Annotated in this window: 14 protein-coding genes and 2 pseudogenes; 8 read left to right on the top strand and 8 right to left on the bottom strand. The window is 72.2% G+C overall.

The genetic code is table 11. From position 1 onward, the window contains the following. The first annotated feature begins 75 nt into the window (after window positions 1-75). The gene (locus tag J7E88_RS14495; RefSeq protein ID WP_215180879.1) at window positions 76-1461 is read left to right on the top strand and encodes a cysteine desulfurase/sulfurtransferase TusA family protein; all 1386 of its coding nucleotides are present in this window, start codon (window positions 76-78) and stop codon (window positions 1459-1461) included. A gap of 87 nt (window positions 1462-1548) precedes the next feature. Here J7E88_RS14495 and J7E88_RS14490 read toward each other — a convergent pair whose 3' ends face one another. Further along, a complete protein-coding gene (locus tag J7E88_RS14490; protein WP_215180877.1) occupies window positions 1549-2523 on the bottom strand; it encodes a carbohydrate kinase family protein in 975 nt (324 codons plus the stop codon). Between the two features lie 128 nt (window positions 2524-2651). Between J7E88_RS14490 and J7E88_RS14485 the strand changes: the two genes are divergently transcribed. After that, a complete protein-coding gene (locus J7E88_RS14485) occupies window positions 2652-2858 on the top strand; it encodes a hypothetical protein (RefSeq protein WP_215180875.1) in 207 nt (68 codons plus the stop codon). A gap of 100 nt (window positions 2859-2958) precedes the next feature. After that, complete coding sequence (locus tag J7E88_RS14480) at window positions 2959-4467, top strand: hypothetical protein (RefSeq protein WP_215180873.1); 1509 nt, start codon at window positions 2959-2961, stop codon at window positions 4465-4467. Window positions 4468-4539: 72 nt separating this feature from the next. On the opposite strand, the gene J7E88_RS14475 is transcribed toward J7E88_RS14480, so the two are convergent. Further along, window positions 4540-4896: an iron-sulfur cluster assembly accessory protein gene (locus J7E88_RS14475; protein WP_030745999.1), complete on the bottom strand. Its 357-nt coding sequence runs from the start codon at window positions 4894-4896 to the stop codon at window positions 4540-4542. Window positions 4897-5148: 252 nt separating this feature from the next. Between J7E88_RS14475 and nadA the strand changes: the two genes are divergently transcribed. Next, window positions 5149-6336, top strand: a complete 1188-nt coding sequence (gene nadA / locus J7E88_RS14470) for a quinolinate synthase NadA (RefSeq protein WP_215180871.1) — start codon at window positions 5149-5151, stop codon at window positions 6334-6336. A 431-nt stretch (window positions 6337-6767) separates the two neighbouring features. On the opposite strand, the pseudogene J7E88_RS14465 reads toward nadA, so the two are convergent. The 5 genes and pseudogenes from J7E88_RS14465 to J7E88_RS14445 form a co-directional block, all read right to left on the bottom strand. Then, window positions 6768-7037: pseudogene (locus J7E88_RS14465) on the bottom strand (efflux RND transporter permease subunit); the annotation flags it as partial. Window positions 7038-7052: 15 nt separating this feature from the next. Further along, window positions 7053-7739 carry a response regulator transcription factor gene (locus J7E88_RS14460; RefSeq protein WP_215180867.1) on the bottom strand — a complete coding sequence of 229 codons (687 nt, stop codon included), beginning with the start codon at window positions 7737-7739 and terminating at the stop codon, window positions 7053-7055. Beyond that, on the bottom strand, window positions 7736-8965 hold the full coding sequence (locus J7E88_RS14455) for a histidine kinase (RefSeq protein ID WP_215180865.1): 1230 nt from the start codon (window positions 8963-8965) through the stop codon (window positions 7736-7738). Before J7E88_RS14455 ends, J7E88_RS14460 begins: the two co-directional genes overlap by 4 nt. A 386-nt stretch (window positions 8966-9351) precedes the next feature. Next, window positions 9352-9624, bottom strand: a pseudogene (locus J7E88_RS14450) (hypothetical protein); the annotation flags it as partial. Window positions 9625-9633: 9 nt separating this feature from the next. Continuing rightward, entirely contained in the window at window positions 9634-10431 is a 798-nt protein-coding gene (locus J7E88_RS14445) for a PspA/IM30 family protein (protein WP_215180863.1), read from the bottom strand. 284 nt (window positions 10432-10715) lie between these two features. Here J7E88_RS14445 and J7E88_RS14440 point away from each other — a divergent pair, with 284 nt between their 5' ends. The 3 genes from J7E88_RS14440 (at window position 10716) to J7E88_RS14430 (ending at window position 13291) form a co-directional block, all read left to right on the top strand. Then, window positions 10716-11312 (top strand): DUF3043 domain-containing protein, encoded by a 597-nt coding sequence (locus J7E88_RS14440; protein ID WP_215180861.1) that lies wholly within the window; start codon window positions 10716-10718, stop codon window positions 11310-11312. Window positions 11313-11380: 68 nt separating this feature from the next. Continuing rightward, window positions 11381-12118: a bifunctional 2-polyprenyl-6-hydroxyphenol methylase/3-demethylubiquinol 3-O-methyltransferase UbiG gene (locus J7E88_RS14435; protein WP_251022662.1), complete on the top strand. Its 738-nt coding sequence runs from the start codon at window positions 11381-11383 to the stop codon at window positions 12116-12118. A gap of 75 nt (window positions 12119-12193) precedes the next feature. Further along, window positions 12194-13291: a S1C family serine protease gene (locus tag J7E88_RS14430; protein WP_215180859.1), complete on the top strand. Its 1098-nt coding sequence runs from the start codon at window positions 12194-12196 to the stop codon at window positions 13289-13291. Window positions 13292-13373: 82 nt separating this feature from the next. On the opposite strand, the gene J7E88_RS14425 is transcribed toward J7E88_RS14430, so the two are convergent. After that, window positions 13374-13574, bottom strand: coding sequence for a hypothetical protein (locus tag J7E88_RS14425; RefSeq protein ID WP_215180857.1), 201 nt, complete (start codon window positions 13572-13574; stop codon window positions 13374-13376). Between the two features lie 99 nt (window positions 13575-13673). Here J7E88_RS14425 and J7E88_RS14420 point away from each other — a divergent pair, with 99 nt between their 5' ends. After that, window positions 13674-14873, top strand: a complete 1200-nt coding sequence (locus tag J7E88_RS14420) for a bifunctional adenosylcobinamide kinase/adenosylcobinamide-phosphate guanylyltransferase (protein WP_215180855.1) — start codon at window positions 13674-13676, stop codon at window positions 14871-14873. Window positions 14874-14902 lie beyond the last annotated feature (29 nt).

Below are 14902 nucleotides of genomic sequence, written 5' to 3'. Positions count from 1 at the left end.
GTCCCAAACCCCCGGAATTCAACGGTCCGGGGCCCATCTGACGCCCCCTCGCCTGCACGGCGTTAGCGTGATGACGTGCCCTACTTCGATGCAGCATCCTCCGCTCCCCTGCACCCGGTCGCGCGTCAGGCCCTGCAGGCCTCGCTCGACGAGGGCTGGGCCGACCCGTCCCGGCTCTACCGCGAAGGGCGGCGGGCGAGGCTTCTGCTGGACGCCGCCCGGGAGGCGGCCGCGGAGGCCGTCGGCTGCCGTCCCGACGAGCTCGTGTTCACTCCTTCGGGGACCCACGCGCTGCACTCCGCGATCTCCGGCGCGCTCGCCGCCCGTCGGCGTGTCGGCGGCCGTCTCGTCGTCTCCGCCGTCGAGCACTCCGCCGTGCTGCACTCGGCGTCCTCGTGGGAGTCGTCGGGCGGGTCGGTGACGGAGGTCGGGGTGGACCGGCTGGGATCGGTGTCCGCCGACGACTTCGCCGGCGCCCTCGGCCCCGGGACGGCGCTGGCGTGCCTGCAGTCCGCCAACCACGAGGTGGGCACCGAGCAGCCGGTGGACGCGGTGGCCGCCGCCTGCCGGGAGGCGGGTGTGCCGCTGCTGGTGGACGCCGCGCAGTCGCTGCCCTGGGGGCCGGTGCGGGGCGACTGGTCCCTGCTGGCCGCGAGCGCGCACAAGTGGGGCGGCCCGGCCGGTGTCGGGCTGCTCGCGGTGCGCAAGGGTGTCCGTTTCGCCCCGCAAGGTCCCGCCGACGAGCGGGAGTCGGGGCGGGCGCCCGGCTTCGAGAACATCCCGGCGATCGTGGCGGCCGCGGCGTCGCTGCGTGCGGTACGCGCGGAGGCGGCGGAGCAGGCCGCGGGTCTCCGGGGCCTGGTGGACCTGATCCGCACGCGGGTGCCGGAGCTGGTGCCGGACGTCGAGGTGGTGGGCGACCCGGTGCGGCGGCTGCCCCACCTGGTGACGTTCTCCTGTCTCTATGTCGACGGAGAGACAGTGCTGCACGAGCTGGACCGGGCGGGCTACTCGGTGTCGTCCGGTTCGTCGTGCACGAGCAGCACGCTCACGCCGAGCCATGTGCTGCGGGCGATGGGAGTGCTGTCGGAGGGCAATGTGCGGGTCTCGCTGCCGCTCGGCACGTCACGGGAGGACGTCGACGGTTTCCTTCAGGTGCTGCCGCGAGTGGTGGCGGAGGTGCGGGAGCGTCTCGGCGCGCCCGCCCCGGCGCCGGTCGAACCGTCCGGCCGGGACGCGTCGCTCGTCGTGGATGCGCTGGGCAGGAGGTGCCCGATCCCGGTCATCGAACTGGCGAAGGTGATCGGCGACGTACCGGTCGGCGCGACGGTGACGGTGCTCTCGGACGACGGGGCGGCCCGCCTGGACATCCCGGCGTGGTGCGTGATGCGGGGGCAGGAGTACGTGGGGGAACAGGAGGCGGAGCGAGGGGTGGCGTACGTGGTGCGGCGGCTGGTGTAGGGGTGTCCGGCGCATCAGGGCCCCGGCCCGGATCCGCCGGACAGCCCCTGGGGACCCCGCCGGCCCGGCGGGGTCCCCCTGAGCGTGTCAGGCCAGGTGTGCGTGGACCTCGGCTGCCGCCTCGTGGCCGTACGCCTTGGTGAAGCGCTCCATGAAGTGCGCCCGCCGCAGCGTGTACTCCTGCGTGCCCAGCGTCTCGATCACCAGCGTGGCCAGCATGCAGCCCACCTGCGCCGCCCGCTCATGGCCCACGCCCCACGACAGGCCCGACAGGAAGCCCGCGCGGAACGCGTCGCCCACGCCCGTCGGGTCGACCTTGGCGTCCTCCTCCGGGCAGCCGACCTCGATCGTCTCCCCTCCCGCCGCCTCGATGCGGACGCCCCGGGAGCCGAGCGTGGTGACGCGGTGGCCGACCCTGGCCAGGATCTCCCCGTCGGTCCAGCCGGTCTTGGACTCGATGAGGCCCTTCTCGTACTCGTTCGAGAACAGGTACGCGGCGCCGTCCAGCAGTATCCGGATCTCGTCGCCGTCCATGCGCGCGATCTGCTGCGAGAAGTCCGCGGCGAACGGGATGGCGCGCGAGCGGCACTCCTCGGTGTGACGCAGCATCGCCTCGGGGTCGTCCGCGCCGATCAGGACGAGATCCAGGCCGCCGACCCGGTCGGCCACGGACTTCAGCTCGATCTGGCGAGCCTCGCTCATGGCACCGGTGTAGAAGGAGCCGATCTGGTTGTGGTCGGCGTCGGTGGTGCACACGAAGCGGGCGGTGTGCAGGACCTCGGAGATACGGACCGACGCGGTGTCCACACCGTGACGGTCGAGCCAGGCGCGGTACTCGTCGAAGTCCGAGCCGGCCGCGCCGACGAGGATCGGTCCGGTGCCCAGCTGGCCCATGCCGAAGCAGATGTTGGCCCCGACACCGCCCCTGCGCACATCGAGATTGTCGACGAGGAAGGACAGGGAGACCGTGTGCAACTGGTCCGCGACCAACTGGTCGGCGAAGCGGCCGGGGAAGGTCATGAGGTGGTCGGTGGCGATGGAGCCGGTGACTGCGATACGCACGGTGAGGCGCTCCTGGGGCGGGTTGGCAGTGACAGTCCACGCTACCGGGTTCTACGCCCCTTCCACGTGCGGAAACTACCCGATAGTAGGGCTTTTTTCCGCCAGGCCCAGGTGCATACGGTGCCGCTATGACGAAGCACATCGCCGCGCGCGAGTCGCGGGAGTCCGAGATGAGTCTCGACCAGCTGCGCGGTGACTGCGCGCGCATGGCACCGCACTGGGTCGTACCGGCGGTCACGGCGCCGGCGCCGGTGCACCATTCGCTCATCCACGGGGTCGTGGTGCCGCCCTCCTCGGCCCGGCTGCTGGACGCGATGTCCGACTACGGCGACTGAGCCGCGACGGGCGCCGCGCGACGCGAGGGAACCACGCGCTCCCCCGCTCCGTCCCATCCGTGCCCTCCGCAGCAGGAGGCACGAGACAAGGAGCGATGCGGTGAGCAGCACGGACAAGACGCAACGCAGCCCCCGCCACCGGCGTTCCCCGCTCGTCGTCGCCTCGGTGGCGGCGGCGGTGCTGGTCGCCGGCGGAGGCGGGGCGTACGTGGCGACCACAGGACTGGGCGGCGGCACGGACACGGCGTCCGACGCGAAGAGCGACGCCCCCCGGGGTGGGCCGGCTCCGCTGCTCTCCCTGGACGCGCCGGGGAGCGCCGGCGAGAGCACGGGCTCCATCGCTCCGGGCGAGCCCGATCCGAACGACGGTGGCGGTACGGTCTACCGCGCCGCGGGCGATCTGCCCGAGGGACCCGAGCGGGCCGCCGTGTACCGGGCGGCCGGATCCGTGACGGAGGCCGAGGTCGCACGGCTGGCAAAGGCGCTCGGTGTGACGGGATCGCCGCGACTGGCGGGTACAGCGTGGAAGATCGGGGCGGACAAGGACGGCTCGGGCCCGATGCTCCAGGTGAACAAGGACGCTCCGGGCACCTGGACCTTCGCCCGCTACGGCGCGGCGCCCCGCGGCGACGACTGCCCGAAGGGCAAGGACTGCCCGGCCGACGGCTCGGTGGCGCCGGACGAGTCGGGGCCCGCGGTCGACGAGGCGGCCGCGAAGAAGGCCGCGGCGCCGGTGCTGGCCGCGGTCGGCCAGGGCGACGCGAAGCTCGACGCCCGGCAGCTGATGGGCGCGGTACGCGTGGTCAACGCCGACCCGGTGGTGGGCGGCCTGCCCACGTACGGCTGGAGCACCGGCATCCAGGTCGGCGCGGACGGTCAGGTGATCGGCGGGAGCGGGCAGCTGAAGAAGCCCGTGAAGTCCCACAGCTATCCGGCGATCTCCGCGGACGAGGCGATGAAGGCGCTGAACGAGGCCGGGCAGGGCGGTGGCCCGATCGGCATCGGCGGCTGCGCGACGCCCGTGCCGCACAAGGACGACCTGCGGGTGGGTGAGCCGCCCGCGGACGAGTCGCGGGAGGGCGAGCAGAAGCCCGCCGCGCCGTGTGAGCCGGCGGGCGACAAGCCCGCACCGGAGCAGCTGACTGTCGAGAAGGCCGTCTTCGGGCTGGCGGCGCAGTATGTGGACGGGCGACAGGCGCTGGTGCCGTCGTGGCTGTTCCAGGTGACTGCGAAGGGGCAGGCCGAGCCGTTCACGGTCACGCACACCGCGGTGGAGCCGGCGTATCTCAAGTCGGCCGAGCCGCCGCACCAGGACGTCACGCCGACCGAGCCGGGGAAGGTCCCCTCCCCTCCGGCCATCTCGTACAGCGTGGACGGCAGGACGCTGTCGGTGACCTTCTGGGGCGGGGTGTGCAGCGACTACGAGGCGAGGGCGACGGAGAGCCCGGACCAGGTGAAGGTCGAGATCGTCGAGCCGAATCCCGATCCCGACCGGGTGTGCATCGCCATCGCCAAGGAGCTGACCGAATCGGTGACGCTGGACGCACCCCTGGACGGCCGCAAGGTCGTTGACGCGAGCACGGGCAAGGAACTGCCGCGCAAGGGGTGAGGGTGCTGAGACGCCGAAGGCGGCGGTCCCGGATGGGGGCCGCCGCCTTTCGCCGCATGCAGAGAAGAGTCTCTAGCTGAACGAGTCGCCGCAGGCGCAGGAACCCGTCGCGTTCGGGTTGTCGATGGTGAAGCCCTGCTTCTCGATGGTGTCGACGAAGTCGATCGACGCACCGCCCAGGTACGGCGCGCTCATGCGGTCGGTGACGACCTTGACGCCGCCGAAGTCCTTGACGACGTCGCCGTCGAGCGAGCGCTCGTCGAAGAACAGCTGGTACCGCAGGCCGGAGCAGCCGCCGGGCTGAACAGCGACACGCAGGGCGAGGTCGTCACGGCCTTCCTGGTCCAGCAGGGCCTTGACCTTGGCCGCGGCGGCGTCGGACAGGAGGATGCCGTCGCTCACGGTGGTGGTCTCGTCCGATACGGACATCTGCTTCTCTCCCGGGTAGTACGGAGACTGCTTGCCGACGGGTGCAACCGGCCGGGTCCCGGATTCATTCCGGGCGAGCCCTAGTCTTTCCCTTTCATGCTCGCACACCGGCTCGACACAAGGCACCGGCCTGTGGACAGGGGGTGCGTCACATCGACGCTATGGACATCGTCAAAGTGACGTGAAGCGGTTATGATAGATAGCGTCAAATAGACGAGAAGCCCTCTGTCAGACGAAGAAAGGGTGCGTGTCGTGACCACCGCCCCAACCCGCCCCGAGCTCGACGTCCAGCCGACGCCGCTCGCCCTCCTGCTGCTCGGCCGCGAGGCCGACCCCCGCAGCGAGCGCGGTGTCGAGTGCCCGGGCGACCTGCCATCGCCGTCCGACCCGGACCTGGTGGAGCGCGCCCGTGCGGCCAAGGAGAAGCTCGGCAGCAAGGTCTTCGTCCTGGGCCACCACTACCAGCGTGACGAGGTCATCCAGTTCGCGGACGTCACCGGCGACTCCTTCAAGCTGGCCAAGGACGCGGCCGCGCGCCCCGAGGCCGAGTACATCGTCTTCTGCGGTGTGCACTTCATGGCCGAGTCCGCGGACATCCTGACGTCCGACGACCAGAAGGTCGTGCTCCCCGACCTCGCGGCCGGCTGCTCGATGGCCGACATGGCCACGGCCGAGCAGGTCGCCGAGTGCTGGGACGTGCTGACGGAGGCGGGCATCGCCGAGCAGGTCGTGCCCGTGTCGTACATGAACTCCTCGGCGGACATCAAGGCGTTCACCGGCAAGCACGGCGGCACCATCTGTACGTCGTCGAACGCGAAGCGCGCGCTGGACTGGGCCTTCGAGCAGGGCGAGAAGGTCCTCTTCCTGCCCGACCAGCACCTGGGCCGCAACACCGCCGTCCGTGACATGGGGATGTCTCTTGAGGACTGCGTGCTCTACAACCCGCACAAGCCGAACGGCGGCCTGACCGCGGAGGAACTGCGAGCCGCCAAGATGATCCTGTGGCGCGGCCACTGCTCGGTGCACGGCCGGTTCTCGCTGGACTCGGTCAACGACGTGCGCGAGCGCATCCCGGGCGTCAACGTCCTGGTGCACCCTGAGTGCAAGCACGAGGTCGTCGCGGCCGCGGACTACGTGGGCTCGACGGAGTACATCATCAACACGCTTCAGGCGGCCCCGGCCGGGTCCAAGTGGGCCATCGGCACGGAGCTGAACCTGGTCCGTCGTCTGGCGAATCGTTTCGCAGACGAGGGCAAGGAGATCGTCTTCCTCGACAAGACGGTCTGCTTCTGCTCGACGATGAACCGGATCGACCTGCCCCACCTGGTGTGGGCTCTGGAGTCGCTGGCCGAGGGCAACCTGGTCAACCGCATCCAGGTCGACAAGGAGACGGAGAGCTTCGCGAAGCTGGCGCTGGAGCGGATGCTGGCGCTGCCGTAGCTCCTGCCCCTACGCCCCGCGGGCGCGGGGGACCCCACCGGGCCCTCGCGCCACAAAACCTACGGCCTGGCGGTGCTGGGTCCCCCGGCGAAGCCAGGGGGAGTGCCGCAGCGGGGCCGGCTTTGTCAGCCCGGCCGAGGGTCCCCGGGGCGAAGCCCAGGGGAAGTTCAAGGACCCCGCCGAAGGGCGGTACGGCTCTTGGGCGAAGCCCCGGTTTCGGGATGGGGCTTCGCCGGCCGGCATCGGCCGCCCCGGACCCGCAGCGCCACGACTCCCGAACCGTGATGGCCCAACGCGCTGATCCACCAGGTCCAAGTCCGCAGCTTCTCGACAGCACAGGGGGCGGCATCGGCGACCCGGCCGACGTTCTGGCCGGGCTCCCCTGTCTGCGCAGGCTCGGCGTCGACAGCGCCCGCTGCATGCTCACGCGTTCACCGGCTCCGGCGTCGGCGGGTCTGTCGAGGCCGGCGTACCCGCCGCTCAGCGCGGCGCCGTTCCTTGCACGGCTCCACCATCGCGTACAGCGTCGGCGCCAGCAGCAGCGTCAGCGGCGTCGAGGTGATCAGGCCGCCGATCAGCGCCAGGGCCGGCGGCCTGGCCATGAGGCCGCCCTCGCCCGTCACGCCCGGCACCATCGGCAGCACGGTGAAGACCGTCGCCAGGGCCATTGTCAGGATCGGACGCAGCCGGCACCGGCCACCACGGCCCCGCAGGGCTCACTCCACCCGTGGACGTACCAGACCGGACTCGTACGCGGTGACCACCAGCTGGGCCCGGTCGCGGGCGCCGAGCTTGGCCATCGCCCGGTTCACATGGGTCTTCACGGTGAGCGGACTGACCTCCAGACGGTCGGCGATCTCGTCGTTGGAGTGCCCGCCGGCGACCAGCACCAGCACTTCGCGCTCGCGGCTCGTGAGGGCGGACATCCGCTCGGCGTACGCGCCGGGTTCGGCCACGTTGTCCGAACCGCCGCCCTGGGCGAGGAACGTGGCGATCAGTCCCTTGGTCGCGGCCGGGGACAGCAGCGCTTCTCCGGCGGCGGCGACACGGATCGCGTTCAGGAGCTCCTCGGGCTCGGCGCCCTTCCCGAGGAAGCCGGAGGCCCCGGCGCGCAGCGACTGGACGACGTATTCGTCCACCTCGAAGGTCGTCAGCATCACCACCCGCACATGCGACAGTTCGGGATCCGCGCTGATCATGCGGGTCGCGGCGAGGCCGTCCGTGCCGGGCATCCGGATGTCCATCAGGACGACGTCGGCGCGGGCGGAGCGGGTCAGGGCGACGGCCTGCGCGCCGTCGGCGGCCTCCCCGACGACCTCCATGTCCGGTTCGGAGTCCACCAGGACCTTGAACGCGCTGCGCAGCAGCGCCTGGTCGTCGGCGAGCAGCACCCTGATGGTCATCGGTCCTCCCCCGCGCGGGCCGCCCGCGCATGCAGGGGCAGTATCGCCTGCACCCGGAAGCCGCCTCCGTAGCGGGGCCTGGCGGCGAGGGTGCCGCCGAGCGCGGTGACCCGTTCCCGCATGCCGATGAGTCCGTGGCCGCCGCCTTCGCCGGGGTCCGGGTCGACGGCGCCGTTGTCGAGGACGGTCACCTCCAGGGTGGCGCCGACGCGCACCACGCTGACCTCGGCCTTGGCGTCCGGGCCCGCGTGCTTCTGCACATTGGTCAGCGACTCCTGGATGATCCGGTACGCGGCGAGGTCGACCGCCGCGGACGGGCTGACGCCGTCGTCGGCGCGGGCGACTTCGACGGGCAGTCCGGCCTGGCGGAAGGTGGTGACGAGTTCGTCGAGGACGGCGAGGCCGGGGGCCGGCTGGGTGGGCGCCTCGGGGTCGCCGGACTGACGCAGCAGGCCGACGGTGGCGCGCAGTTCGTCGAGTGCGGAGCGGCTGGCCTCGCGGACATGGGCCAGGGCTTCCTTGGCCTGGTCGGGCCGCTTGTCCATGACATGGGCGGCGACGCCGGCCTGCACGTTGACCAGGGCGATGTGGTGCGCGACGACATCGTGCAGATCGCGGGCGATGCGCAGCCGCTCCTCGGCGACGCGGCGCCCGGCCTCCTCCTCGCGGGTCCGCTCGGCGCGCTCGGCCCTCTCCCGTATGGCGTCGACGAAGGCGTGGCGGCTGCGGACGGCGTCACCGGCGGCGGCCGCCATCCCGGTCCAGGCGAAGATGCCCAGGTTCTCCTGGGTGTACCAGGGAGTGGAGCCGAACGACATCGCCGCGCCCGTCAGCACGGCCATCGTCAGCAGCCCGACGCGCCACGTCGTGGGCCGGTCGGTGGTGGAGGCGACGGTGTACAGGGCGATGACGGCGCTCATGGCGACGGGCGCCGCCGGGTCGCCGACCACGAGCTCGACGACGGACACAAGACCGGTGACACCGAGCACGGCCATCGGTTCGCACCGCCGGAAGACGAGCGCGGCCGCCGCGACGACCATCAGGACGGCGCTGCGGAGCTCGGGTGTGCGGGTGCCGAAGGTGGGGCCGTGGGGTCCGTGCGGGTCGGCGAAGGACCCGGTGACCATGCAGGCGAGCACGGCGACGGCGAGCGCGGCGTCGAATGCGAGCGGGTGCGCGTGCAGCCAGTGCCTTGTCCGCAGGAGCCGGTCGGCGAGTGAGGTCACGTCCGGCTACGTTACGGGGTGCTGAGGGGGGTGCGGAGGGGGGTGCGGAGGGGCGTGCGGCGGGGCCGCTGCGCGGGGCTGTTCCCCGCCCCGCCCCTCCCGAACCGGCTCCCGTCCCAGACCCCGTACCCGGCTTCGCTGGGGCCGGACGAGCAGGAACCGCACCCCACCGCCGGCCGGCCCGCCGGCGCGGGGTCGATTGGGTCCCCGCGCCGGCAGGGCGAGGAGCCCCAGCTCACGGGAAGGGACGGGCAGGGGAGGACCGCCGGGGCCGCTGGGCCGCGTCAGTCCGGGGGTTCGACCGGGGCCGGGGATTCGGACGGGGCCGTGCGGGAGGACTCCAGCGGCTCCGGCTCCGGCTCCGTGCGGGAGGGCTCCGGGCCCGTGGGAATGAGCCCGTCCTCGCCCAGCAGCTCCCGGACGTCCTCCAGCGTCGCGTCCGGCGCGGGAAGGATCAGCTCGGACGGCTCCAGGGAGGCGTCGGGCAGTGGCTCGCCGAGCTCGCGGACCTTTTCGAGCAGGGCGTGCAGCGTCCGGCGGAAACCGGTGCCGTCGCCGCTCTCCATCTCCGCGAGCAGCTCGTCGTCGAGCTTGTTCAGCTCAGGGAAGTGGCTGTCCGCCACCTCCAGCTGCCCCTCCCCCATGATCCGTACGATCATGACGAGTCCTTACTGCTTGTCGAACTTCGGAGTGCTCTGCTGCTGCGGCGGCGCGTCCTGACGGTCCGCACCGCCCTCGATCGCCTGCTGCTGCGACGCCGGGCCGCCGGCCAGCTCGGCCTTCATGCGCTGGAGCTCCAGCTCGACGTCCGTACCACCGGAGAGGCGGTCGAGCTCGGCCTGGATGTCGTCCTTCGCCAGGCCCGACTGGTCGTCGAGAGCACCGGAGGCGAGCAGCTCGTCGATCGCGCCGGCCCGTGCCTGGAGCTGCGCGGTCTTGTCCTCGGCGCGCTGGATCGCGACGCCGACGTCGCTCATCTCCTCCGAGATGCCGGAGAAGGACTCCGCGATCCGGGTCTGCGCCTGGGCGGCGGTGTACGTCGCCTTGATCGTCTCCTTCTTCGTACGGAAGGCGTCGACCTTGGCCTGCAGCCGCTGCGCGGCGAGCGTGAGCTTCTCCTCCTCGCCCTGCAGGGTCTGGTGCTGGGTCTCCAGGTCGGTGACCTGCTGCTGGAGCGCGGCACGGCGGGAGAGCGCCTCGCGCGCCAGGTCCTCGCGACCCAGCGCAAGCGCCTTGCGGCCCTGGTCCTCCAGCTTTGCGGACTGGCCCTGCAGCTGGTTCAGCTGGAGCTCGAGGCGCTTGCGGGACGTCGCGACGTCCGCGACTCCGCGGCGGACCTTCTGCAACAGCTCCAGCTGCTTCTGGTACGAGTAATCGAGGGTTTCGCGCGGATCCTCGGCCCGGTCAAGGGCCTTGTTCGCCTTCGCGCGGAAGATCATCCCCATACGCTTCATGACACCGCTCATGGGCTTCGCGCGCCCCCTTCTGACGGACTCGGCTTCACCACTCCAACAGAACCCACAGTACGGGCCCTGCATCCATTACCGCACTGTTCGAGCGTGGATGCGCTCATCCCCAAGGACGACTGCGAACAGCTCCTGATCCGGCCGAAGGAGTAGAGAGCCGTCAGGGACCCGTCGCACCGGACGTCCGCTCTGTGGTGCTTGTGTCCTTTACGGACGCACGCCGTTGCGGGATCGTTCCCCGCGAAGGTGGGGTCCATGCCTCGCACCCCGTACCCTTGGGCTTTGTGTTCCGTAGCCGTTCCAAGGACGAGAAGGCCCCCACCGAAAAGGTGACGGCGGACCTCTCCAAGCAGCCCCGCGACCCCGAGGCCCCCAAGGGCCGCCCGACACCGAAGCGCGCCGAGGCCCAGGGCCAGCGGCGCCGTGCGGCCACCCCACCGCAGGACCGCAAGGAGGCGATGAAGCGCCAGCGCGAGGCCCGCCGTGCGGACCTGGCCAGGCAGCGCGAGGCCCTCGCCAGCGGCGACGAGCGCTATCTGCCGGCCCGTGACAAGGGTCCGGTGCGGCGCTTCGTGCGCGACTTCGTCGACTCCCGCTTCTGCATCGCCGAGTTCTTCCTGCCGCTCGCGGTGGTCATCCTCGTACTGAGCATGATCCGGGTCCCGCAGTTGCAGAACATCGCCCTGCTGCTCTGGCTCGGCGTGATCGTGATGATCGTCATCGACTCCGTCGGTCTGGTGATCCGGCTCAAGAAGCAGCTGCGCGAGCGCTTCCCGGACGAGCCGAAGCGCGGCGCGGTGGCGTACGGCCTGATGCGTACGCTGCAGATGCGCCGGCTTCGTCTGCCCAAGCCGCAGGTCAAGCGCGGGGAGCGGCCCTGAGCGCGCGCTCCGTCGAGCCCTCGTGCTTCGCCGGGGCGTCCGCCGAATGGCTCGCGGGGGCGGGCGGGCTGCGCAACACGGTCCGCCAGGAACTCGTCGCCCGCCAGCTGGAAGAGCAGATCTCCGCCCGGTATCCGGTCGGACAGCGCCTCAGGGTGCTCGACGTGGGCATGGGGCAGGGCACGCAGGCACTGCGTCTGGCGCGGGCCGGGCACACGGTCACGGGGCTGGAGTCGGACGCCGCCATGCTGAAGGCGGCGCGCGAGTCGCTCGCCGGCGAACCGGCCGGGATCCGCGAGCGGGTCCGGCTGATCGAGGGCGACGGGCGCGACACCGGTGTGCACTTCCTGCCGGGCAGCTTCGACGTGGTGCTGTGCCACGGCGTCCTGATGTACGTCGCCGAGGCGGACGCGATGCTCGCGGGCCTCGCGCGGATGCTGGCACCGGGCGGGCTGCTGTCCCTCCTGGTGCGCAACGGGGACGCGCTGGCGATGCGGCCGGGCCTTGCCGGTGACTGGTCCGCGGCCCGGAGCGCGTTCGACACCGAGATGTACACCAACCGGCTCGGTCTCACCGTGCGGGCGGACCGGCTGGCCGCGCTGACGGAGACGCTCGAAGGGATCAACGCGCCGCTGCACGCCTGGTACGGGGTGCGTGTCTTCACGGACAGCGTCGGCAACGACGTCGAGCTGCCCTCGGCCGAGGAGCTGCACCAGCTGCTCTCCGTGGAGGAACGGGCGGGGCGTACCGATCCGTACCGGCGGGTGGCGGCGCTGCTGCATCTGTGCGGAGTGCGGCGGGCCTGAGGCCCGGCCTCGCCCTCCCCCTGATCGGCGGCGCAGGGCGGGCGACCAGGAGGAAGCAAAAGGGATACTCCGGGCATGAGCGCATCCCCGTCCCGCGGTCCGTCACGCCGTTCGCCGCTGCCCGCTCTCCTTTCCGTCACGGCCGCGCTCTGCGCGGCCGTTCTCGTCGGCGGCTGCTCACCGGCCGCCCCGCCGCAGCCGTCGGCGCCGTCGAACCTCGTCACGGCGCGCGCCCTGGCGCCGAAGGCCGCGAACGAACTGGAGGACGACTACCAGGCCGTCATCGAGAACGTGCTCCCGTCGGTCGTGCAGATCGAGGCGGACGAACGCCTCGGCTCCGGGATCGTCTACGACGACGAGGGGCACATCGTCACCAACGCGCACGTCGTGGGCCCCGGCAGGTCGTTCAGGGTGACAGTGGCGACGGGCGAGGCGCCGATGACGGCACGGCTGGTCTCCTCCTACCCGGAGCAGGACCTCGCGGTCATCCGGCTGGAGTCCGTGCCCGAGGGGCTGAGGGCGGCGACGTTCGGTGACTCGTCCACGGTCGCGGTCGGCCAGATCGTGCTGGCCATGGGTTCGCCGCTGGGCCTCTCCAGCAGCGTCACCCAGGGCATCGTCTCGGCGGTCGGCCGGACCGTGACCCAGAGCGACCTGGGCGGCGGCACCGGGGCTACGTTCGCCGACATGGTGCAGACGTCGGCCCCGATCAATCCGGGCAACAGCGGAGGCGCGCTGGTCAATCTGGACAGCGAGGTCATCGGCATTCCGACGCTCGCCGCGGTGGACCCGTCACTGGGCGAGGGCGCAGCGCCCGGCATCGGCTTCGCGATCCCGGCGTCGATGGTCCGCAGGATCGCCGACCAGATCATCACGACCGGCCGGGTCACGGACTCGGGCCGGGCGGCGCTCGGCATCACGGGCCGTACGGTCCTCGACGACCGCTACGCCCCGTCCGGCGTGGCGGTGGTCGAGGTCACGCAGGACGGTCCCGCGGACCAGGCCGGACTGCGGGCGGGCGACATCATCACGAAGGTGGGGAACACCGCGATCACGACGATCACGTCGCTCGCGGAGGCACTGGCGGCGCAGCAGCCCGGCGACAAGGTGACGGTGACGTATCAGCGGGACGGATCACAGCGCACGGCTCAGGTCACGCTGGGCGAGCTCTGACGGGGCGGTTGCGCCAGGGAGCAGGACGCCGGCACCGGGCCGCCCCGTCGAGTGCGGCCCGGTGCGTGCGTCGGCCCGAGGTCTACTCGTGGAGGCTCATCGGGCCGTAGACCTTCGTCCCGTCCTCCGAGAGCACCACCTGGTCGGCCCCGCCCTCCTGGAGCTCCTTGTAGTGCTCACCGATCCACGACTCGGCGTCGCCCTGGGTGGGGAACTCCTCCGGCTCCACCGCCGGCTGCACCTCCGTACCGTCGGACTTCTCGAACCGCCACGTCCATGCCATGTGCGCCTCCGGGTCCCTGGGGCCTCGCAGCTGATCAGTTTGCTGCCCGCAGCGTAGCCGGGCGCGCACCAGCTGCGGGGACGCGGGAGGATCAGGGGCGTGGAACTGACTCTGCTCGGCACCGGCGCGCCCGCCGGCCTCCCCCGTCCCGACTGCCCCTGCGCCGTCTGCGCGACCGCTCGCGGCGCGGAGGCGCGGGCGGCCACCGCACTGCTCCTGGACGGGGCGCTGCTGCTCGACCTCACGCCCGGGGCCGCGCTGGCGGCGGCGCGGGCGGGGCATTCGCTCGTCGGCGTACGCCAGGTGCTGCTGGCCCATCCGCACGACGGCCCCGCGCTCGACCTGCCGGCCGGGCTGCCGACTCCCGGCCGGGTGCCCGACGGCCGGGAGCTGACGCTGATCAGCGGGCACCGGGTGCGGGCGGTTCCGGTGGACCACCCCGGTACGGGGTACGAGGTGACGTCACCCGAGGGCGAGCGGCTGCTCTATCTGCCCCCGGGCGCCGCGCCCGCCGGTCTGGCCGAGGGGCTCGCCGCGTACGAGATGGTCGTCGCGGATGTCGTGGGGCGGCCGGACGCGGTGGGACGCCTGCGGGCCGCGGGGGCGATCGGGTCCACGACCGATGTGATCGCCGTCCATCTCGACCACGACGTGCCCGGCGGTTCCGAGCTGGCACGGCGGCTGGCGGCGGCGGGGGCGCGGGCGGTGCCGGACGGGACGACGCTGATCGTCGGCGAGTACCACGCGGTCCCGGACGTGCCCCGGCGCACGCTGGTGACGGGCGGGGCCCGTTCGGGCAAGTCACTGGAGGCGGAGCGACGCCTGGAGGCGTTCCCGGACGTGCTGTACGTCGCGACCGGCGGGCACCGCGAGGGGGACGTGGAGTGGGCGGCGAGGGTGGCCGCCCACCGCGAGCGGCGGCCCGGCTCCTGGCGCACGACCGAGACGTGCGACCTGGTGCCGCTGCTGAGCGAGGACGGGCCGCCGCTGCTGATCGACTGCCTGTCGCTCTGGCTGACCGACGCGATGGACCGGGCGGACGCCTGGGACGACGCCGCGTGGGCGGCGCACGGCGAGCGGACGCTGCGCACACGGGTGACCGAACTCGTGACCGCGGTACGGGAGACGGGCCGCACGGTGGTGGCGGTCACCAACGAGGTCGGCTCGGGCGTGGTCCCGGCGACCGCGTCCGGCCGCCGCTTCCGCGACGAACTGGGCCGCCTGAACGCGGCGTTCGCGGCGGAGTGCGAGCACGTGCTGCTCGTGGTTGCGGGGCAGGCGCTGCAGTTGCGGGGGTGAGGGGCGGGTCCGCCGGTTCGCGCGGCGAG

It is taken from the genome of Streptomyces sp. ISL-10 (assembly GCF_018614575.1).
Taxonomy (GTDB): domain Bacteria; phylum Actinomycetota; class Actinomycetes; order Streptomycetales; family Streptomycetaceae; genus Streptomyces.
This window is presented reverse-complemented; position numbering and strand designations above follow the sequence as displayed.